The organism is Rhizobium sp. BK196, from assembly GCF_014193255.1.
Taxonomy (GTDB): Bacteria; Pseudomonadota; Alphaproteobacteria; order Rhizobiales; family Rhizobiaceae; genus Rhizobium.
On record NZ_JACHZB010000007.1, the window covers coordinates 78,236 to 99,044 of the forward strand.

Here is a 20,809-nt window from a genome sequence, read left to right on the forward strand (position 1 = left end):
ATCCGTGACGGACGCGCGACTATTTGCCTGCTGCATGCAAACCATCTGATCCTCAGATCACCTCTTTGCCGGGCGGAACTCGCGCCGGTCCGCAGTCCAAGTTCAAAAAGGATTTTGACCATGACATCCAAGCTTGACCAACTCCGCGAGATCACAACCGTCGTCGCCGATACCGGTGACATTCAGGCTGTTGCTCGCCTGAAGCCGGTTGATTGCACGACCAACCCATCCATCGTTCTCAAGGCACTTGGCACCGAGATGTTTGCCGATGACATGAAGGAGGCGATCGCCTGGGGCAAGAAGCTCGGCGGTGACGCCGATGCAGCGGCCGCAGCCGTTGCCGATCGCCTTGCTATCTCCGTCGGTTCTGCCCTCGTAAAGCTCGTTCCCGGCCGCGTTTCGACCGAAGTCGATGCCGACCTCTCCTTCGATACCGAAGCTTCGCTCAAGAAGGCGCGCAGCATCATCGCTGCCTACAAGGAGCGCGGCATCGAGAAGGATCGCATCCTCATCAAGCTCGCTTCCACCTGGGAAGGCATTCGCGCCGCCGAAATCCTTCAGAAGGAAGGCATCGACTGCAATCTGACCCTGCTTTTCTCCAAGGCCCAGGCCATTGCCTGCGCTGACGCCGGCGTGTTCCTGATCTCGCCCTTCGTCGGCCGCATTCTCGACTGGTACAAGAAGTCGACCGGCAAGGATTTCACCGCCGAAGAAGATCCGGGCGTTCTGTCCGTTCGCGACATCTACAATTACTACAAGGCCAACGACATCAAGACCGTCGTCATGGGCGCATCCTTCCGCAACACCGGCGAAATCGAAGCGCTGGCGGGTTGCGATCGTCTGACGATTGCTCCCAACCTGCTCGACGAGCTGTCGAACGATCAGGGCAAGCTCGAGCGCAAGCTGTCGCCGGAAACGATCAAGCCGGCTGCGAAGGTCACGGTCGATGAGAAGACCTTCCGCTGGATGATGAACGAGGATGCCATGGCGACGGAAAAGCTCGCAGAAGGCATCCGTGCATTCGCAAAGGATCTCGGCACGCTGCGAAGCCAGGTCCGCAAGGAGCTGCAACTCGCTGCTGCGTAAGGCTGCGCAAGCCGCACTTTGACGAAAGGCGCAGCTGCCGCTGGCAGCCGCGCCTTTTTCATGTTGATATCAAGGGCATAGGGGCGGGGGATTGCAGTGGCTGACGAGGATGACGGAAATTCGCTGATCTCACTTGCCTGCAAACATGCGAGTTTCATCCTCTCGGTGCTCGGCGGTCTCATCGTCTTTCTGGCGCTGACCTCACGGGAGGTCAGCGCCAGCAACATCCTGTTCGGCTGGAATGCCTCGGCGACCTTCTTCATAGGGCTGAGCTGGCGCAAGATGCTTCGGGCGACCGTTGAAAGCATCAAAAAACGATCGGAAGATCTCGATTTTTCCGATATTTTCCTGCTCTTCCTATCGATTGCAGCGGCTCTTGCCAGCATTGCCGGCATCGGGATCGAGCTTCATTCGATCAAGGATGCACCGGCAGATGTCGCGCTGTGGCGGGCGGCTGCGGCGATCTTGACCATCATGATCTCCTGGTTTTTCCTGCACACGCTTTTCACGATCCACTATGCCCATTATTTCTATGGCGGTCCGGACAAGTGCGAAGGGCTTAAATTCCCTGATGGAATCGAGGAGCCCGCTTATTGGGACTTCCTCTATTTCTCTTTCACAATCGGTGTCGCGGCGCAGACGGCCGATATCGCTGTCACTTCGACGACGATGCGCAAATTCACCCTGCTGCACGCGCTGCTGTCGTTTCTTTTCAACACCACAATTCTCGCACTTGCGATCAATGTCGGGGCGAGCCTGCTTTAGGGCCTTACTGCGGCTCCGAAGAGGGTCTGAACTTTGCAGAATAGCCAGAGCGAAGAACGACGCGGGCACTCGCCGAGCGTTGCGATTCCGCTAAAGATAATCAGCGGGAAGAGGTTTACAATCTGATGAGGAAGATCCTGTGCAACACTGGTGATTCCCGGATGTCGCTGACCTGTCTACGCAGCGCTGGAACTTCAGCTCGATCGTAAGGCGCACGTAAATATCTTGGGGCTCTCTGTGCTTTACCCCGACGGCTGCGAGGAACCTGAAGATACTCAGGAAGCCAACGCCGCAAGGGCGGCGAGCGACCGACACATCAACGGCAGGAATAGGCAGTTTTCCGCCTGCTCCTGAGAAGCGGAGGATATGATGGAAAACGCTGCAAGCCAGCCCCGGTTGGCCGACCTCATTCTTCTTCTGGGTAGGCTTCTCCTATCCTTGATTTTTCTGCATGAAGGTTCATCGCTCATCGCAGATATCCCTGCGACGCTTGCGACCTTCGAAAAGCTTGGCCTGCCGGCGCTGGTGACGTTTGCCGTCATTGCTCTGCAGATTGGCGCCGGCCTTTCCGTAGCCGTTGGCCTTCTCTGCCGGCTCGGCGCAACGGCGCTAGGGCTGTTCTGCCTTGCGACGGCCTTTCTGTTCCATACCAATTTTGCAAGTCAGAACGAGTTGCTGCATTTCGAGAAAGATCTGGCAATCGCCGGCGGCATGTTCGTGCTTGCGGTGCGGGGAGCAGGATCAATCTCGGTCGACGGTCTTCTGAAGCGACAGGCAAAGGGACTGCATCCCTGGCTGATAGGCATGCTGTAGAACTGCCGCCGTTACGCGGCCTGAAATGGCCTCCGCGGCTAGAAGATTGCCTGCCCTGCCATCAAGGCCAATATCAGGAAGATCAGGAAGACGACGAGGAATATGCCGAAGAGCACGCGCGCGATTGTCGCGGTCGCCGCCGAAATGCCGGAGAAGCCGAAAAAGCCGGCAACGATCGAAACTACGAGAAATATCAGAGCCCATTTTAACATGGATATCTTCCTCCGTGATTGCCGCAGGCAAGACGCATCAACGCGGATTTTGTTCCAAATCGTTGAAAACGCCGTTCCTGAAGGTATCTCCGGCCTGCAGTGGTTTTCGAAGCTGCGTCTACCGTTTCGGGGAAAGCGTCGTTGGTTTCATCAGGCCTAGATTTTCAGGCTCGACAGCAGCGAGATAAGCTGGGATTGGCGTTGTGTGCCAGTCTTGGCAAGAACCTTCTTCACGTAGCCGCGCGTCGTCTCGTAGGTCAAACCGGATATTTCCGCGATCTGGCGTGGCGACGAACCATCCATCAGCAGGCGCGCTACCGTCGTTTCCTGAGGAGTGAGCGAAAAGAGCCGGCGCAGCAGATCGCGGCTCGGGGCCGTGCGTTCGGAGAGATCCGTGATGATGGCGACGGCGGCGGAGTGCGAGAAGAGTTCGGCCGGTACTCCGTTCAGGCGCTGGGCACGGATTATCAGGGGTCCTTTTCCGGGGCGGGAAAACAGAACCGGCGTGGAGACGGCAGGATTGGCGAAAGGCTCCTTTGAAAGAACTGCCTGCAGGTGGCGCCGCAGGAGCCCCGTCTCCTCCTGACTGAGCGCAACAAGTTCCTGATCGAGAAGCCGGATATCGCCATCGAGCAGCATCTCCGCCCGCTGGTTCAGCCGGGTGACGCGGCCAAGACGATCGAAGAAGACCACGGCAGTGCCGGCGAGCTCGAATGCCTCGCTCATGCTGTCGATCTTGGCGACATGCAGGGCGCGAATGATCTCGGCTGCGGCGGTCAGTCTCGACTGCATCCTCACGAGCAGGCGCTCGTCATCGCGATCGAACGGCTGGTCTTGAATGCGGCGCTGCAGGTTGAGGCTCAGCATCGTATCACCGGAGGTGAAGCCCACCATCGCGGAGTAACGGAAGCCGAAACGGGCCAGGAAGTCCGTATAGAAGATCTGGTGGTTGAATTCCTCCTCGCCGGCGATGTCGTGTTCGATGACGATACCCTTGGTCATCGCAACCACAAGGCCGCGTTCGCGGAAGTCGCGCTTGTACCATTCTTCGTCGAAATAGACTTCGAAAGCCTCCAGTAAATTCGGCGTGCTCAGGAAGCCGGAGGGGAATTTCCCGCGCACCGGCATGATATGCGTGCCGGTGGAACCGGTGGCCCGGCTGATCTGCTCCAACGTGCGCTCCCAGCTATCAGCGACAAGTGCGGATTCCAGTAAGCCATCCAGGGCTTTTTCGAGCTCGGAAATATCGATGCGCGTCGCCATAAGTAATGCCGATTGATCTCTTTAATCCGACGAGGAACCACAATTATCGCGAGCTGCCGAATGGGGTGAACGGCAATTCAACGTTCAAAAAAACAGTATTTTCAGTTGTATTATGACAAGGTGATAAAAGTCACTGATGGCGGCAGTGACTTTCACGAAAGATCAAGTCGGTATAGTTCAACTATCCGTGATTGATCATCACATGTCGGACAGCGGTATAGTCTTCCAAGGCATAGTTTGACATGTCCTTACCGTAGCCGGATTGTTTCAGGCCGCCATGCGGCATCTCGTTGACCAGCATGAAATGCGTGTTGATCCAGGTGCAGCCGTACTGAAGGCGCGCGGCTGTCTTCATGCCGCGGCCGATATCCCTGGTCCATACAGAGGAGGCGAGGCCGTAATCGCTGTCATTCGCCCAGGTTACTGCATCCTCGACATCGGTAAAGCGGGTGACGGAGACGACGGGGCCGAAGACTTCGCGACGGACGATCTCGTCTTCCTGTGTGGCACCCGCGACGACGGTGGGCGCAAAGAAGAAACCCTTGTCGCCGGAGACCTTCCCGCCGGTGGTGATTTCCATGTGCTTATGTTCGGAGGCGCGAGTGACGAAGCTTTCGACTCTGTCGCGCTGCCGCCTGGAAATCAGGGGGCCGATCTCATTCTCAGTGTCGTCGGCATGGTTGAAACGGATACTGGAGACGGCGGAGGTCAGGTCGGCGACGAAATTCTCGTAAATCTTGGCGTCGGCGTAGATGCGGCAGGCGGCGGTGCAGTCCTGACCGGCATTGTAGTAACCGAAGGTGCGGATACCGGCGACGACGGCATCGATATCGGCATCGTCGAACACGATGACAGGCGCCTTGCCGCCAAGCTCCAGATGGGTGCGCTTGACGGTCTTTGCAGCCGCCTGCAGCACTTTCTTGCCGGTCGCGATATCGCCTGTAATCGACACCATGTTGATTTTCGGATGATTGATTAGCGCATTGCCGACGCTTTCGCCACGGCCGAGGATGAGATTAACCACGCCCTCGGGAAGGATTTCGGAGAGGAGCTTTGCCATTTTCAGTGCCGTCAGCGGCGTCTGTTCCGATGGCTTGAAGACGACCGTATTGCCGCCTGCGATCGCGGGCGCCAGCTTCCAGGCCATCATCATCAAAGGGTAATTCCATGGCGCGATCGAGCCGACGATGCCGATCGGGTCACGGCGGATCATCGAAGTGTGGCCGGGGAGATATTCACCGGCGACAGGCCCGTGCAGATTGCGCACCGCGCCGGCAAAGAAGCGGTAGCAGTCGACGATAGCGGGGATTTCGTCGTTCAGCACGGCATTGATCGGCTTGCCGCAATTCAGCGCTTCGAGCGTGGCAAAACCCTGTGCGTCCCTTTCGATGGCATCGGCAATTTTCAGGAGATAGGCGGAGCGTTCGGATGGCGTCGTCTGCGCCCAGGCAACGAAAGCCTTTTCAGCAGCATCCACGGCGGCATCGATCTGACTGAGCGAAGCTTCGGGGAGGTTCAGCACCGTCTCGCCGGTCTTCGGGTTCAGGATGTGTTCTTCCGTTTCAGTGCCGGTCTCGAAGCGCGAGCCGATCAGCATTTGCGTGTCCATGGACATTCTCCCTCTGCGTTGGTGGAGCGGGATAGGGCAGGAAAGCGTTTGACGCTTTCCGTATCTTGCTCCGGGTTATTTACCGGCACCGGCGATCTGGTCGCCGTCGCGCGTGAGATAATAGGCTGCCAGGATCGGCAGGAAGGTAACGAGCACGACCATCATGGCGACCACGTTGGTGACGGGGCGCTGGCGCGGGCGGATCAACTCTTCGAGCATCCAGATCGGTAGGGTGGATTGCTGACCACCGGTGAAAGTGGTGACGATGACTTCGTCGAAGGACAGAGCGAAAGCCAGCATGCCCCCGGCCAGAAGCGCCGTGCCGATATTCGGCAGGATCACATGCCGGAAGGTCTGGAAGCCGTCGGCGCCGAGATCCATCGATGCTTCGATCAGCGAGCCTGACGTGCGGCGGAAACGGGCGACGGCATTGTTGTAGACGACAACGACGCAGAAAGTGGCGTGACCGAGCACGATCGTCCAGACCGAGAAAGGAATATCGAACAGGCTGAAGGCGGAGCGGAGCGCAATGCCGGTGATGATGCCCGGCAGCGCGATCGGCAGGATGACGAGCAGAGAGATCGCTTCGCGGCCGAAGAACTTCGTCTGGCTGACGGCAGCGGCGCACAGCGTGCCGAGGATCAGTGCGACTGCCGTCGCAATGCAGGCGACCTGCAGGGAGAGGCCGAGTGCCGACCAGACGTCCGGGCGATTCCAGGCGATGCCGAACCATTGCAGCGTCAGGCCGGGCGGCGGCCACTGATAGCTCTTCTCCTCGGTTGTGAAGGCATAGACGAAGATCAACAGGATCGGCAAATGCAGGAAGAGCAGGCCGCACGCGGCCGCGATCTTCAGAATAAGGGGCGATTTCTGTCCTCGATCAGAGCGCATCGAAAGCCCCCATGCGTTTGGCGAGCCAGAGATAGATCGCCATGATGACGATCGGCACGACCGAGAATGCGGCGGCGAGCGGCACGTTGCCGGCCGTTCCCTGCTGGGTATAGACCGCCTGGCCGATGAAAAGGCGGGATGAGCCGATGATCTGGGGGATGATGTAGTCGCCCAAGGTCAGCGAGAAAGTGAAGATCGAGCCGGCGACGATGCCTGGCAGCGCCAGCGGGAAAAGCACGGTGCGGAATGTCTGGTGCGGCGTGGCACCAAGATCGGCTGAGGCCTCGATCAGGTTGCCGGGCACGCGTTCGAGTGCTGCCTGTGTCGGCAGTATCATATAGGGCAACCAAATATAGACGAAGACGATGAAGGTGCCGAGATAGCTGACGGAGAGCGAATTGCCGCCGACCACGGGCAAAGCGAGGACGGTGTCGAGAAGCCAGGAAAGATAGAGCTTGTCGAAGAACCAGGTGAGGATGCCTTCCTTGGCGAGGATCAGCTTCCAGGCATAGATCTTGACGAGATAGCTCGACCAGAGTGGCAGCATGACGCCAAGGTAAAACAGGGCTTTCCATTTTCCTCGCGCATAGCGGGCGGCGTAATAGGCGATCGGGAAGGCGACGATGGCGGAGGCGACCGTCACCAGCGCTGCCATCAGGATGGTTCTGACGATGATGTCGAAATTGCCGGGGTTCAAAAGCTGCGCATAGGTATCGAGGGTGAAGTCGTAATTCACCATTCCCGAGAAATCGTCGATCGAGAAAAAGCTTTGCAGCAAGAGTGCGATCAGCGAGCCGACATAAATGATGCCGAGCCAGAGCAGCGGCGGTGTCAGCATCAGCAACAAGAGCAGTTTCGGGTGGCGCCAGAACCTGTCCGACAGGCGGCCGAAGAAACCGCCGCGCTGCGGCAGGATCGAGGCTTCCGGCTTGGTGATCGCCAGCGTTGTCATGCCGCATCATCCATGTAGTGCACGTCACGCTGCTGCCAGGCGAGGCGGATGGCGGTGCCAATATCGGGTATATCGCTGCCGGCTGGCAGCATGACATGCAGGCGCGATCCAGTGATGTCTACGGTGAGGCGGGTTGCGGCGCCCAGGAAGCTCGCACTTTCGACCTTCGCTTCAATGCCCTCGCCTGAAAGGCGGATTGCCTCGGGGCGCAGGCTCGCCCAGCGCTTTTCGCCGCCGAGGGCCGTCATCACGTCAGGAGAAATGACATTGGACGAGCCGACGAAATCGGCGACGAAGCGGGTCTTCGGACGGCGATATATATCCTGCGGCGTACCCTGCTGAACGATGCCGCCATTGTTGAAGACCGCGACGCGGTCGGCCATGGAGAGGGCCTCCCCCTGATCGTGGGTGACGAAGATGAAGGTGATGCCTAGGGCGCGCTGCAGGCTCTTCAGCTCTTCCTGCATCTGCTCGCGCAGCTTCAGGTCCAGAGCGCCGAGCGGTTCGTCGAGCAGGAGCACTCGGGGCTTGTTGACGAGGGCACGGGCGAGCGCCACGCGCTGCCGCTGGCCGCCGGAAAGCTGGCCTGGACGGCGGCTGCCGTAACCGGGTAGCTTCACCAGTTCCAGCGCCTTTTCTGCCTCTTTGATCCGCTCCGCCTTGCCCATACCCTTGACCATCAGCCCGTAGGCGACGTTGTCGAGGATATCGAGATGCGGGAAAAGCGCGTAATCCTGAAAGACGGTGTTGACGTTGCGGCGATAGGGCGGGACGCCTTCGGCGGTTTCGCCGAAGATTTCGATATGTCCCGATGTCGGCTGTTCGAAGCCTGCAATCAGCCGCAGGCTGGTGGTCTTGCCGGAGCCGGATGGGCCGAGCATGGCGAAGAATTCGCCCGGCGCGATTTCGAGATCGACGCCATCGACGGCTCGCACGGCGCCGAAATAGCGAGAGACCTTTAGGAAACGGACGGCTGACGTCATAGGGGCTCCGGAGCTGTATCTGAGAGAGGCTTTGATCTTCAAAAAGACCCTGCCCTAAACCCCTCCCCACACGGGGAGGGGTTTAATCTGCCGCGCCCACGCTCAAACCTTTCGGCGTTTCGGCAGGAATTTGGCGGCACCACTCTGGCCCCTCTTGGTGAGGAGGGGCTGAGGGAGGGAATTTGCTTACGCGAACCGGCCTGGCGTCACCGCCCGCCAATCACGCCGATATAGTCGGACACCCAGCGATGATAAGGCACGCATTCGCTCTCGCTCGAGCATTTGGCGACCGGCGTCTTCCAGAACTTGATCTTGTCAAAGTGATCATAGCCGTTGGTGCTGCAGCCGGCGTCGGTCAGCAGTTCATTGCCCTTGCAGGCAGCCGGAACGGAGGGCACGGCGCCGAACCAGGCGGCTGCATCACCCTGGACCTTGGCCTTCAGCGAATGCTCCATCCACATATAGGCGCAGTTCGGATGTTCGCTGTCAGCATGCAGCATGGTCGTGTCGGCCCAGCCGGTGACGCCTTCCTCGGGGAAGGTGGAGGCGATCTTCTGCTTGTCGGCCTGCAGCAGGTTGACCTGGAACGGCCAGGAGCCGGAAGCGACGACACCTTCGTTCTTGAAGTCGTCGACCTGGATCATCGCATCGTGCCAATAGCGCGAGACGATCTTTCGCTGGCCGCGCAGCAGGTCGAGAGCGGCCTTGTACTGGTCCTCGTTGAGCTCGTAGGGGTCCTTGATACCGAGATCGGGCTTATGCGCCATGAGATACAGAGCGGCATCAGCGATGTAGATCGGGCCGTCATAGGCCTGCACGCGGCCCTTGTTGGATTTGCCGTCCGGCAGCTTCTGTTCGTCGAAAACGACGTTCCAGCTCGTCGGCGCCTTATCCTTGAAGGTCTCGGTATTATACATCAGCACATTCGGCCCCCAGAGATAGGGCACGCCGTAATGGACTCCGTTCACTGTATTCCAGGGCGCATTCTGCAGGCGCTCGTCGACTGTCTTGAAGCTCGGGATGAGATCGGTGTTGATCGGTTGGACGCGTTTGCCGGCGACGAGGCGCAGCGACGCGTCGCCCGAGGCGGTGACGAGATCGAAACCGCCTTCGTTCATCAGCGCCACCATTTCATCCGAGGTGGCGGCGGTCTTGACGGAAACCTTGCAGCCGGTTTCCTTCTCGAAGTCGGTAACCCAGTCGTAATTCTTGTCGGTTTCGCCGCGCTCGATATAGCCGGCCCAGGCGACGATGCTGACGGCGCCTTCGCCCTTGCCCAATTCTTTCAGCGGTTCGGCGGCAATGACCTGCGTCGCGAAGCTCAGACTCGCGAGCGCGGCAGTGCACGATTTCAGAAGATGCTTCATCGTCTGTCTCCCGGTTCGGTGCCGCTTTTGCGGCGTTTTGTTCCCGGAAGAAAAGGTGACGCGGAATGGCTGGTTTCGCAAATTCATTTATCAGAAAGACGATATCGGAAATTCCGATATCTACCGAGATCTTCCCGAACGCATATTTTCCGCGATGGCCACGAAATCGCGTGCCGCCTGCGGCAGGCTGGAGCCCTTGCGCCAGACCATGCCCACCTGCACGACAGGCAGAGAACCGGAAACGTCGCGGCTTTCGATGCGGTCGCCTTCCAGCGACCACGGACGATAGACGAGATCGGGCAAGAGCGCTACGCCCGCACCTGTCGCGACCAAGCTGCGCACCGCTTCCACCGAGCGGGTGCGGAAGGCGACGTGCGGCCGGGCGCCGAGCGCGGTCAGCAACTTGCCGGTATTCTCCTCGATTTCATCTACTGTCAGCATGATCAGCGGCTCGCGGGCGATATCGGCAATGGAAATGATATCCGCCGAAACCAGCGGATGACCCATCGGCAGCCAGAGGCGATAGGGAGACGTTTCGAGGATCTCGGCCTGCAGCGCCATGCGATCACGCAGATTTGAAATCACCATGACGGCAACATCCAGTTCGCCGCCGATCAACAAATGCTCGAGGTAACTGCCATTGTCCTCGATGGCGCTGACCTCCACACCTGGGCAGGCGCGGCGATAGCGGGCCAGCAGATCCGAGAGCACATAGCCGGCGACGAGCGAGGTGACGCCGATATTGAGCGTGCCGGAGGGTATGTTCCGCTGGCCGGAGAAGCTGGTGCGGGCATCCGAAACCGTTGCCAGGATTTTCGTGGCGTGCCGCAGGAACTGATGGCCGTTGTGGGTGATCGAGAGCCCGCGTGGGTGACGCTCGAACAGCACGACGCCAAGGTCGTTTTCGAGTTCTTTCAGCGCCTCCGTTATCGAGGATTGGGAGATCGACAGGTTCTGCGCGGCGCGCGTGACCGAACCCTGTTCGGCAACGGCGATGAAGTACTGGATCTGGCGAAGCGTGAAGGCCATGGCATTTTAGAGCATGCGCGCGCGCGCTCTGGCAAGCGCGGGAGCAGCTGGACCTTTTTTGGTATTTTGCCACTTCGAGACAAAGTCGGAAGGCCCACTTAAAGATTCGGAAACGTCATTTCCCTAGCTTAACAGTCACTTGTATTGCGTTGGAGTTTCAGATGGCGGAGCAGTTGGCGTGAAGGCCTTACTGCGCATGTTCCGGCCTTCCCGGAAATTGGCTTTGATCATCGGTGGTAGCGCCCTGTTGGCGGGCGTTTCCGGCGGTGCTGCGGTCTATGTCGGTAAAGACAGGCTGCTGGGTGACGAGGAAGCCGCCGATGGCGTGGCCTGCACCGACGTCAATCTCGTTACGATCAAGAAGCAGGATCATGTCTGGGTCCGTAAATATATCAAGACCGAACCTGTCGACGGCATGACGCGCATCAAGACGGCGTTGCGTGTCGCCCAGGCCGTCTATGAAGCACAAAAGCCTGATCTGGTGCAGGTCGTCGTCCTCGACGAGAACGGTCCGACCCTGCGCTCAGATATTCGCGGTCGGGCGATCGGCGCCGACGTGGTCTATATCGCGCATCCCGACAAGATGGTCGAAGGTCTCAACGACAAGCCCTATACTGCCCGCTATTACGACGGCAAGGCGAGTGAGCAGGGCCTTTTTTACGGCGAACGTATCGAATTGGCAGACGATCGGATCGCAGCGCTGAATGCGAGCCTCAAGGATCCGGCCGATTGCATCGACCCGGTGGCCGTTGCTTCCACCAAGAAAGAGAGCAAGACGGTTGCTGGTGGCACAGCATTGAAGGAAGCCGAGGAACCATCTGCTGAAGAGCAGGCTGCCAAAGATGCAGCTGCTCCGGGAGAAGCCGCCCCCGCAGAGGAGCCGCCTGCCAAGAGCGGGCACTAAACCCGAAAATCGTCAGGCCGCAGGCCTGATGCTCTTCATCATCAATGAGGAATCGCAAAACGGAGCGTCCTTACGGGCGCTCCGTTTCTTCATTCAAACAGCGCGTTCTTCAGTCGGCCTTGCTACGGCGAGCCGGGAAGAGAATAACGTCGCGGATCGACTGCGCGTTGGTAAGCAACATGATCAGGCGGTCGACGCCGATGCCGAGGCCGCCTGCTGGCGGCATGCCCTGGTCGATTGCATCGAGGAATTCCTCGTCGAGCTGTTTTGCCTTCTCGCCGCGGGCATGAGCCTGCTCGAGCTGCTCTACCATGCGGCGGCGCTGCTCTTCCGGATCGTTGAGTTCGGAGAAGGCGTTGCCGAGTTCCCAGGCGTTGCAATAGGTCTCGAAACGTTCGACGAGGCGCGGCTCGCCAGGGACTTCCTTGGCGAAAGGCGAGATGTCCTTCGGGAAATGCGTGACATGCGACGGCTGGATCAGCGTCTGCTCGACCTTCTCTTCGAAGATGAAGGCTAGGCACTCGCCCCAGGTCCAGTCCTTCTCGACCTCGAAGCCGGAGGCCTTGGCTGCGGCGCGGGCTTCCTCGTCGGTCTTCATCGCCAGGAAGTCGATGCCGGTGACTTCCTTGACGGCATCAGGCATCGGAACGCGCTTGAACGGTCCCTTGAACGACATGGTCTTGTCGCCGAAGGGGAATTCCGTCGTGCCATGGATCGAGAGCGCTAAGCTCTCGAACAGCCGCTCGACGAGGTCCATGATGTCCTCGTAGTCGGCATAGGCCCAGTAGCACTCCATCATGGTGAATTCCGGGTTGTGCCGGGTGGAGACGCCTTCATTGCGGAAGTTACGGTTGATCTCGAACACCTTGTCGGTGAGGCCCGAAACCAATGTGCGCTTCAGGAACAGTTCCGGCGCGATGCGCAGGTACATGTCGAGCTTCAGCGTGTTGTGATGCGTCTTGAATGGCTCGGCGGTGGCGCCGCCGTAGACCGAGTGCAGCATCGGCGTTTCGACTTCCATGAAGCCGTCGTCTTCCATGAAGCGGCGGATGCCGGAGAGGATCTTCGAACGCTGCTGGAAGCGCAGCTTCGATTCCTCGTTGGTCATGATGTCGAGGTGGCGCTTGCGGTAGCGCAGCTCGATGTCTGACAGGCCGTGCCACTTTTCGGGCATCGGCAGCAGCGACTTCGTCAGCATCTCGATTTTCTGAGCGTTGATCGTCAGCTCGCCGCGCTTGGTGCGGCGCACGATGCCGGTGACGCCAATAATGTCGCCGATGTCGATCATTGGCAGAAGCGCGCGGGCCTCTTCCGGGGTCGTATCCTTGTGACTGAAAATCTGGATCTTGCCGCCGGCATCGTGGATGTCCATGAACATGCCGGAGTTGCGCGACGAGTAGACGCGGCCGGCAACGGTCACGACATCCTGCGTCTCGACGTCGGGTTCCAGGCCCTCGTATTTCGCGGCCAATTCGGCATTGGTCATCGTCCGGTGGAAATGTGCCGGATAGACGTCGCCGATCTGCTCGCGCAGCAGCTTCAGCTTCTGGGCGCGCACTTCCGTTGCGTCAGAGGAAAGGGTGCTTTCGGTCTTTTTGTCAGCCATTGTCGAATTCCTCTGACAGTTCTTACTTCGAGCCGACGAGGGCTGCGACGGCCTGCGCGGCGAGCTTCAGGCGCTGGCGCACGACCGAACGGCCGAGGATCGCCATGGAATCAAAGAGCGGCAGCGAGCGCGACGAGCCGGAAACGGCCACGAAGAGAGGAGCTACCACGACCTTCAGCTTCTTGCCCATTCGGTCGGCGACGGCACGCAATTCAGCTTCGATCGTCTCGACATTCCATTCAAGGATCTTTTCGAGATCTGGCTGAACGGTGTTGAGGATCTCCAGGATCTCTTCCGGCGGCGACTTGATCTTGGCGAAATCCGACGGCTGCAGGCCGAGATCGGACTTCAGCAAGAAGCCTGCAAGATCCGGCAGTTCGCCGAGCTTGGAAATGCGCGTCTGCGACAGGCGCAGGCCGGCCATCAGGCGGTCGTTTTCCATCGCCCAGGTCAGCACGCGAGCGCGGAAATCCTCTTCCGACAGCTTTTCGCGAATCCAGCGGCCGTTCAGCCAGTCGAGCTTCTGGATGTCGAAGATCGCGCCGGCCTTGGAGAGGTTTTCCGGGTCGAACTTTTCCGAGAGTTCGTCCATATCAAGCAGTTCTTCGCCTTCGGCAATCTGGATGAAGAACAGACCGAGGAAGTTCATCAGCGCTTCGGGGATATAGCCGAGCGCGGAATAGTAGGAAATCGAGGTCGGGTTCTTGCGCTTCGACAGTTTGGATTTGTCGGCATTGCGCATCAGCGATAGATGCATGAATACCGGCTGGTCCCAGCCGAAATAGCGATAGAGCAGAATGTGCTTCGGCACGGAGGCCAGCCATTCCTCACCACGCGCGACATGAGTGATCTTCATCAGATGGTCGTCGATGACGTTGGCCATATGATAGGTCGGCATGCCGTCAGCCTTGATCAGCACCTGCATGTCGACGGAATCCCACGGGATCGACACATCGCCATAGACGCCGTCGGTGAAGTCGCACGAGCCTTCGGTCGGGATCTTCATGCGGATGACGGTGGTTTCACCGGCCGCCATGCGCGAAGTGACCTCCTCGGCCTTCAGCGTCAGGCAAAGACCATCATATTTTGGCGGCTTGCCGGCGGCACGCTGGCTTTCGCGCATCTGCTCCAGCCGCTCGGGCGTGCAGAAACAGCGGAAGGCATGGCCCTTGTCCAGCAATTCCTGGGCGTAGGGCTGATACATGTCCTTGCGATCGGACTGGCGATAGGGGCCGTAGGGGCCGCCGATATCGGGGCCTTCCTTCCATTCCAGCCCGCACCACTTCAGCGCATCCAGCACTTTCGTTTCGAATTCAGGGGTCGAGCGCGTCGCGTCGGTATCCTCGATGCGCAGGATGAACTCGCCACCGTGCTTCTTGGCAAAGAGATAGTTGAAGAGAGCGATGTAAGCGGTGCCGACATGCGGCTCGCCGGTCGGCGAGGGAGCGATGCGGACGCGGACGCCGGAAGCTGTCATTTTATGTGCCCGTCAATGAATGCCGAGCGGCTTTTCAGCGAAAGCGACGTCCGGCCTGGAGAATGCAGATATCTATTGGAAATCGGCTGGAGGAAGGCGTCTGCCCGCATAATCCGCCGATTATCCTGATGGTTGCGCTTAGGCCATATTCAAAAGGGCGCGTCAAGAAAAACCGCTTTTGGCGGGCTTCTTCCGGCCTCTCCGGCGGCCGCTTCGGATGATCTGTTCTTCGAGGTGAAGCCCGACGACATGAAGCAGGCGATGTCTGTGCTTTTCAGCAAGGCCGCCAGTGCGCAGAAGAACCTCCGCCTTACCGAGTAAGGCGGAGACGACGATTGGGTCTCAGATGGATAGACGGACTTAGTGGCCGCCCTCGCGCTTTCGCCGGCGCGCGTTTCTTGCGAACATATTCAGCACCTCGACGAGGGCCGAGAAGGCCATGGCGGCGTAGACATAGCCCTTCGGCACGTGGAAGCCCATACCGTCGGCGATCAGGGTCGTGCCGATCATCAGCAGGAACGCCAGTGCCAGCATGACGATCGTCGGATTGCGCTCGATGAAATTGGCGAGCGGCGTTGCGGCGACGAGCATGACCGTGACAGCGGCAATGACGGCGACGATCATGATCGGCAGATGCGGCGTCATGCCGACGGCGGTGATGATGCTGTCCACCGAGAAGACGAGATCGAGCAGAAGGATCTGGCCGATCGCCGAGGCGAAGCTCGTGCCCGTCTTGCCGGCAATGAAGTTCTCCTGATGATCCTCCGGATCGACATTGTGATGGATTTCCTTGGTGGCCTTCCAGACAAGGAAGAGACCGCCGGCGATCAGGATGAGATCCTTCCAGGAGAAGCCGTGGCCGAAAAGCTCGAAGAGCGGTTCGGTAAGCTGAACGATCCAGGCGACCGTGCCGAGCAGGGCAAGACGCATGACGAGAGCAAGGGCGATACCGGTCTTGCGGGCTCTTTCCCGATGCTCGGGCGGCAGCTTGTTGGTGAGGATGGAGATGAAGATTAGGTTGTCTATCCCGAGAACCACTTCCATCACCACGAGCGTGACAAGCGCCACCCAGGCAGCCGGGTCCTGAATGAGCGTCATGATATCCTGCATCGGCGTATTTCCCCTTTGCGTCACCTAAGGACGCGAACAATCTATCGCTACGGGCCTGCCGGGCAAGCACCGCAAGGGGGTATACGAAAACGATCGGGGTTTTATTCCTTGATCGGCAGCCAGATTTCCGTCAGCCCCATCCCCGTATGAGGATCGAAGCGGTCATCATAGCGTTCGAACATGTCGGGCATGCTACCATGTTCGAGACCCGAAGTCGGCCACCAGTTGCCGAAGATCAGGTCCATTGTGGCCGGTATGCCGGAAACATGCCCGCGGTGGGAGAAGACGGCGTAGCGCTGGGCCGGCAGCTTCAGTGTTGCAAAGCCATCCGGCAGATCGTCAGCATCGGATACTTCGACGGCCGCCATGTAACGGAATTTCTCGGTCTCGCCGTCGATATGCGTGCAGATCCCGTAGGCGACATTGCCCTTCTGGTTCGGGATATGGCCGAAATGCTGGTTGAACTTCTGCCAGAGCGAGGGGATCGCAGCATTGCCGCCATAAGCATAGGTTTCCTGCAGGCCGGCAAAAAGCATCGGCTGAAGGGTTTCGAAACGCGGTGGTTCGAGATCGGTAAGGCTTGCGGTTTTCATCCTGATAGGCTCCATCAAAGCGAGGTTGCGAATGTGCCCTTGCCGGCGCACAGCCTCCGGTGTCATGCCGAACTGGTCGCGGAAGGCACGGGTGAAAGCTTCGTGCGAGCCGTAGCCCGCCTCGAGGGCAACCTCGAGAATGCTGGATGAGCCTGAGATGAGAGACAGCGCGGCGCCACTCAAACGCCGTGCGCGGATATAGCCGCTAATCGAATGGCCGGTCACAAGACCGAAGACGCGCGACAGATGATAGCGTGACAATCCGGCGGCTTCCGCGATCTCGTCGAGGCTTATATCGGTTTCGAAATGGCTCTCGATGAACCATATCGCCCGTCCGATGGCGCTCATCTCTTCTCCCTTGGTTGCCGTCTCATTGCTAGCGCAAATGCGACGGCCGGATTTGATCGCTATTGCGCAAATCCGGGAGCAAACCAATCGGGATAGAGATGAGGATCAGGCCGGCTCGTGTTTATGCACGCCATAGGCTGCCATGAAGACGTAGATCGCGCCGCGGATGACGCGCTCAATCTCGTTGCGCGGCGGCGGGCCTTCCATGTTGCCGAAGAGACGCAGCTTGAAGAAGCTGCCGCTTGCAAGATCGAGGAACTGGCCGGCGGCGAGATCGATATCGTCTATCTTCAGGGTACCGGCCTGCACATGCCGCTCCAAGAAGTCGTGCATGATGGTGCGAAGGTTCTGCGGCCCCTTGAAGAAGCGTTGACAGAGAAGGGGCATGCGCTCGCGTACGCCGAGCACGGTGCGCATGGCATCAATGACCTTGTCTTCGGTCATGTGGGTGACGAAGGTTATTCCGAATTCGTACAAGCCGGCCTCGATATCGTCATGCTCGGCAAGGACCGTGCGCACGGCCGCAACAAAGGCGGCGCGCTCGCTCTCGACCATAGCGTGGAAGAGTTCCTCCTTGTTGGCGAAGTAGACATAGAGCGTTCCCTTGGAAACGCCGGCCTCGCGAGTCACATCGTTCATGCTGGCCGCATCGAAGCCCATTTTCATGAACACGCGCCGGGCACCATCAAGAATCTGCTGGCGCTTGGCAGGATCCTCGCCGGCAGCAAAGCGGCCTCCCGGGTTGGGCGGGCTGAATACGGCGATGTCCTCGGGCTTCAGTGTCATGTCTCCTTAACCGTCTTGGCGAATTCGTGTCTTCGTTCAAAGAAATCGAACCGATTGGTTCTATGCATCTTGATATGAAGTTAAAAACGCTTTATGTCAACTGAACCGAACCGTTCAGTTCGATTATTTTACTCCAGATCGGTAGCCTGTCCATGTCGACAAACCAGAAAAGCAACGTCGCGCGCATCGTCAGCGAAAATGCTGGCGCGGAAGAGGTAAAAGCGGAAGCTGCAGCTCCCGCTGAAGCCCTGAAGGCTGAGGCACCGCAGACGGCTCCTGCGCAGTCGTCGCCTGCTGTCGCTCCGGTCGCCGCTGCTCCGAAGAAGCGCCGGAGCTTCGTGCTGCCCGTCGTCGTGCTGGCGCTGCTGGCCGGCGCCGGCTGGTACGGCTATGAATGGTGGACGAATGGCCGCTTCCTGGTGTCGACCGACGACGCCTATATCGAGGGCGATATCGCAACGATCTCGCCGAAGGTCACCGGCTACGTCGCGAAGGTGAATGTTGTCGCCAACCAGGAAGTCAAGGCAGGCGACGTTCTCGCTACCCTTGATAACGGCGACTACCAGAACGCCCTCGACCAGGCCAATGCTCAGATCGAAACCGAGCAGTTGTCGCTCAGCCGCATCGATGCGCAGATCGAAGGCGCCAGGGCAAGCCTCGTGCAGGCCCAGGCCCAGAAGACTGCCCTCGAAGCCACCGTGCGTGGCGCAGAGATCAAGCAGAAGCGCCAGAGCGACCTGCAGGCGAAGTCGGTCGGCACCACTGCAGATCTCGATGATGCGAATACGGCTCTCGATCAGGCGAAGGCAAACCTTGCCGGCGGCGATGCCAATATCGTTGCTGCCCAGGCTAATATCGCCATCCTCGAAGCCCAGCGCAAGGAAGCCGAGGGTTCGGTGCGCACGCTGGAAATCCAGCGCGACAAGGCCGCCCGCGACCTTTCCTTCACGGTGCTGAAGGCGCCCTATGATGGCGTCGTCGGCAATCGTTCGGTTCAGGAAGGCGATCTCGTTTCGCCCGGCCAGCGGCTGATGGCACTCGTGCCGACCCGCCAGCTCTATATCGACGCCAACTTCAAGGAAACGCAGATCCAGCATCTCGTTGCCGGCTCTAAGGTGAACGTCCATGTGGATGCCTACAGCGATTATCCTGTCGTCGGCACTGTCGAATCGATCTCGCCGGCTTCCGGCTCGGTCTTCTCGATGCTGCCTCCCGAGAATGCGACCGGCAACTTCACCAAGATCATTCAGCGCGTGCCCGTTCGCATCGCCTTGCCGCAGGATGCGCTTGATAGCGGTCGTTTGCGTGCCGGTCTCAGCGTCGTGGTCGACGTCGATACCCGCACGGCGCCGGTGAAGTAAGTCAAGCCCTTAGGGCGGAGGTAGTCCCATGGCCGGGAGTGCGACAGCAACGGCAGGTTCGATCCCGGCAGCGCCTGCGCATGCCGCCGATCGCATGGATCCGAGAAAGCTCATCGCCTTCTTTGCGATGGTGCTCGGCATGTTCATGTCGATCCTCGACATCCAGATCGTCTCCGCCTCGCTTGCCGAAATCCAGGCCGGCCTTTCTGCCGGTACCGATGAAATCGGCTGGGTTCAAACAGCCTATCTGATCGCGGAAGTCATCATGATCCCGCTGTCGGGTACGCTCGCGCGCATCATCTCAACACGTTACCTTTTCGCGATTTCGGCGGCGGGCTTCACCATCTCGAGCGCGCTTGCAGCGACAGCGACGAATATCGACCAGATGATCGTCTATCGCGTCCTTCAGGGCTTCATCGGCGGCGGAATGATTCCCTCGGTCTTTGCTGCCGCCTTTACGATCTTCCCGCCGTCAAAGCGCGCCATCGTCTCGCCGATCATCGGCCTCATCGCCACGTTGGCGCCGACCATCGGCCCGACGGTCGGGGGGTATCTCAGCCACGCCTTCTCCTGGCACTGGCTGTTCCTGGTTAATATCGTTCCCGGTATCATCGTCACGCTCGTTACCTGGAATTTCATCGATTTCGATAAACCGGAACTGTCGCTCTTCAAGAAGTTCGACTGGTCCGGGTTGATTGCCATGGGTATCTTTCTCGGCGCACTGGAATATGTGCTGGAAGAAGGCAATTCGAACGACTGGTTCAACGACAACTACATCGTCATGGGTGCTGTCGCGTCGGCCGTTGCTTGTATCGTCTTCTTCTATCGGGCCTTCACCGTGGAATTCCCTGTCGTCGACCTGACGGCTTTCTCGAACCGAAATTTTTCCTTCGGCTCGGTCTTTTCCTTCGTCATGGGCATCGGCCTTTACGGGCTCACTTATATCTATCCGGTCTATCTCGGCCGTATCCGCGGCTACGATTCGCAGATGATCGGCGAGACGATGTTCGTCTCGGGCCTTGCGATGTTCTTCACCGCGCCGATTGCCGGCCGGCTGTCGACCAAGCTCGACCTGCGTTTCATGATGGCGATCGGTTTCGTAAGCTTTGCGGCCGGCACCTACATCATGACGCATCTGACGCAGGATTGGGACTTCTACGAACTCTTCATCCCGCAGATTCTGCGCGGCTTCGGCCTGATGATGTGCATGGTGCCGATCAACAACATCGCGCTTGGCACTCTGCCGCCGCAGCGTATCCGCGGCGCATCCGGCCTCTTCAACCTGACGCGTAACCTCGGCGGCGCCGTCGGCCTCGCCGTCATCAACACCGTGCTGACCAGCCGCCAGGACGTGCATTACGAGCGGCTGCGCGAAAACATCCATTGGGGCAACACGGCTGCAATCGACCAGATGAACAATATGACCGCAAACTTCAATAATTGGGGTCTGGATGGTGCCAATGTTGCAGTCAAGCAGATGGTCGGCCTTGCCACACGGCAGGCAATGATCCTTTCGTTCGGCGACATCTTCCTGATGCTGACAGTGCTTTTCCTGGCGATGATCCTCGGCGTCGTCATGATCAAGAAACCCGCGCCGCAAGGCGGCGGTGGAGGCGGTGGCGGCCACTGACCTCCAGCCGTCATCGCAAGAAAG

19 protein-coding genes are annotated in these 20,809 nt (G+C 59.2%); 6 read left to right on the forward strand and 13 right to left on the reverse strand.

Going from position 1 to position 20,809, the window contains the following annotated elements; genetic code table 11:
- Positions 1-120: 120 nt before the first annotated feature.
- From tal to FHT78_RS21620, 3 genes are all read left to right on the forward strand, one after another.
- Positions 121-1,086: a transaldolase gene (tal, locus tag FHT78_RS21610; RefSeq protein ID WP_183748506.1), complete on the forward strand. Its 966-nt coding sequence runs from the start codon at positions 121-123 to the stop codon at positions 1,084-1,086.
- 96 nt (positions 1,087-1,182) lie between these two features.
- Positions 1,183-1,851: a DUF1345 domain-containing protein gene (locus tag FHT78_RS21615; RefSeq protein WP_183748508.1), complete on the forward strand. Its 669-nt coding sequence runs from the start codon at positions 1,183-1,185 to the stop codon at positions 1,849-1,851.
- A gap of 366 nt (positions 1,852-2,217) precedes the next feature.
- Positions 2,218-2,664 carry a DoxX family protein gene (locus tag FHT78_RS21620; RefSeq protein ID WP_183748509.1) on the forward strand — a complete coding sequence of 149 codons (447 nt, stop codon included), beginning with the start codon at positions 2,218-2,220 and terminating at the stop codon, positions 2,662-2,664.
- Between the two features lie 38 nt (positions 2,665-2,702).
- Here the strand turns inward: FHT78_RS21620 and FHT78_RS21625 are convergent, their stop codons facing one another.
- From FHT78_RS21625 to FHT78_RS21660, 8 genes are all read right to left on the reverse strand, one after another.
- The gene (locus FHT78_RS21625; protein ID WP_183748510.1) at positions 2,703-2,876 is read right to left on the reverse strand and encodes a DUF1328 domain-containing protein; all 174 of its coding nucleotides are present in this window, start codon (positions 2,874-2,876) and stop codon (positions 2,703-2,705) included.
- A gap of 156 nt (positions 2,877-3,032) precedes the next feature.
- Positions 3,033-4,139, reverse strand: a complete 1,107-nt coding sequence (locus tag FHT78_RS21630; protein ID WP_183748511.1) for a LuxR C-terminal-related transcriptional regulator — start codon at positions 4,137-4,139, stop codon at positions 3,033-3,035.
- A 181-nt stretch (positions 4,140-4,320) separates the two neighbouring features.
- The gene (locus tag FHT78_RS21635) at positions 4,321-5,748 is read right to left on the reverse strand and encodes a gamma-aminobutyraldehyde dehydrogenase (RefSeq protein ID WP_183748512.1); all 1,428 of its coding nucleotides are present in this window, start codon (positions 5,746-5,748) and stop codon (positions 4,321-4,323) included.
- A 75-nt stretch (positions 5,749-5,823) separates the two neighbouring features.
- Entirely contained in the window at positions 5,824-6,639 is an 816-nt protein-coding gene (locus FHT78_RS21640) for an ABC transporter permease (RefSeq protein WP_183748513.1), read from the reverse strand.
- Positions 6,629-7,591, reverse strand: coding sequence for an ABC transporter permease (locus FHT78_RS21645; RefSeq protein WP_183748514.1), 963 nt, complete (start codon positions 7,589-7,591; stop codon positions 6,629-6,631). Before FHT78_RS21645 ends, FHT78_RS21640 begins: the two co-directional genes overlap by 11 nt.
- Positions 7,588-8,574, reverse strand: coding sequence for an ABC transporter ATP-binding protein (locus FHT78_RS21650; protein WP_183748515.1), 987 nt, complete (start codon positions 8,572-8,574; stop codon positions 7,588-7,590). Before FHT78_RS21650 ends, FHT78_RS21645 begins: the two co-directional genes overlap by 4 nt.
- Before the next feature lie 206 nt (positions 8,575-8,780).
- Positions 8,781-9,941: an ABC transporter substrate-binding protein gene (locus FHT78_RS21655; protein WP_183748516.1), complete on the reverse strand. Its 1,161-nt coding sequence runs from the start codon at positions 9,939-9,941 to the stop codon at positions 8,781-8,783.
- 120 nt (positions 9,942-10,061) lie between these two features.
- Positions 10,062-10,970, reverse strand: coding sequence for a LysR family transcriptional regulator (locus FHT78_RS21660; RefSeq protein ID WP_183748517.1), 909 nt, complete (start codon positions 10,968-10,970; stop codon positions 10,062-10,064).
- Between the two features lie 178 nt (positions 10,971-11,148).
- Between FHT78_RS21660 and FHT78_RS21665 the strand changes: the two genes are divergently transcribed.
- The gene (locus FHT78_RS21665) at positions 11,149-11,874 is read left to right on the forward strand and encodes a hypothetical protein (RefSeq protein WP_183748518.1); all 726 of its coding nucleotides are present in this window, start codon (positions 11,149-11,151) and stop codon (positions 11,872-11,874) included.
- Between the two features lie 109 nt (positions 11,875-11,983).
- Here the strand turns inward: FHT78_RS21665 and lysS are convergent, their stop codons facing one another.
- The 5 genes from lysS to FHT78_RS21690 all read right to left on the reverse strand — a co-directional run bounded on the left by lysS (position 11,984) and on the right by FHT78_RS21690 (position 17,794).
- Positions 11,984-13,480: a lysine--tRNA ligase gene (gene lysS / locus FHT78_RS21670; RefSeq protein ID WP_183748519.1), complete on the reverse strand. Its 1,497-nt coding sequence runs from the start codon at positions 13,478-13,480 to the stop codon at positions 11,984-11,986.
- A 22-nt stretch (positions 13,481-13,502) separates the two neighbouring features.
- A complete protein-coding gene (gene gltX, locus FHT78_RS21675) occupies positions 13,503-14,957 on the reverse strand; it encodes a glutamate--tRNA ligase (RefSeq protein ID WP_183748520.1) in 1,455 nt (484 codons plus the stop codon).
- Positions 14,958-15,317: 360 nt separating this feature from the next.
- Complete coding sequence (locus tag FHT78_RS21680) at positions 15,318-16,067, reverse strand: TerC family protein (protein WP_183748521.1); 750 nt, start codon at positions 16,065-16,067, stop codon at positions 15,318-15,320.
- A gap of 101 nt (positions 16,068-16,168) precedes the next feature.
- Positions 16,169-17,008, reverse strand: coding sequence for an AraC family transcriptional regulator (locus FHT78_RS21685; protein WP_183748522.1), 840 nt, complete (start codon positions 17,006-17,008; stop codon positions 16,169-16,171).
- Positions 17,009-17,113: 105 nt separating this feature from the next.
- Positions 17,114-17,794, reverse strand: a complete 681-nt coding sequence (locus FHT78_RS21690) for a TetR/AcrR family transcriptional regulator (protein ID WP_183748523.1) — start codon at positions 17,792-17,794, stop codon at positions 17,114-17,116.
- A gap of 152 nt (positions 17,795-17,946) precedes the next feature.
- On the opposite strand from FHT78_RS21690, the gene FHT78_RS21695 reads away from it, so the two are divergent.
- Both FHT78_RS21695 and FHT78_RS21700 read left to right on the forward strand, forming a co-directional pair.
- Entirely contained in the window at positions 17,947-19,155 is a 1,209-nt protein-coding gene (locus FHT78_RS21695) for an HlyD family secretion protein (protein WP_183748524.1), read from the forward strand.
- Between the two features lie 28 nt (positions 19,156-19,183).
- Positions 19,184-20,785 (forward strand): DHA2 family efflux MFS transporter permease subunit, encoded by a 1,602-nt coding sequence (locus FHT78_RS21700; RefSeq protein WP_183748525.1) that lies wholly within the window; start codon positions 19,184-19,186, stop codon positions 20,783-20,785.
- Positions 20,786-20,809: the final 24 nt, after the last annotated feature.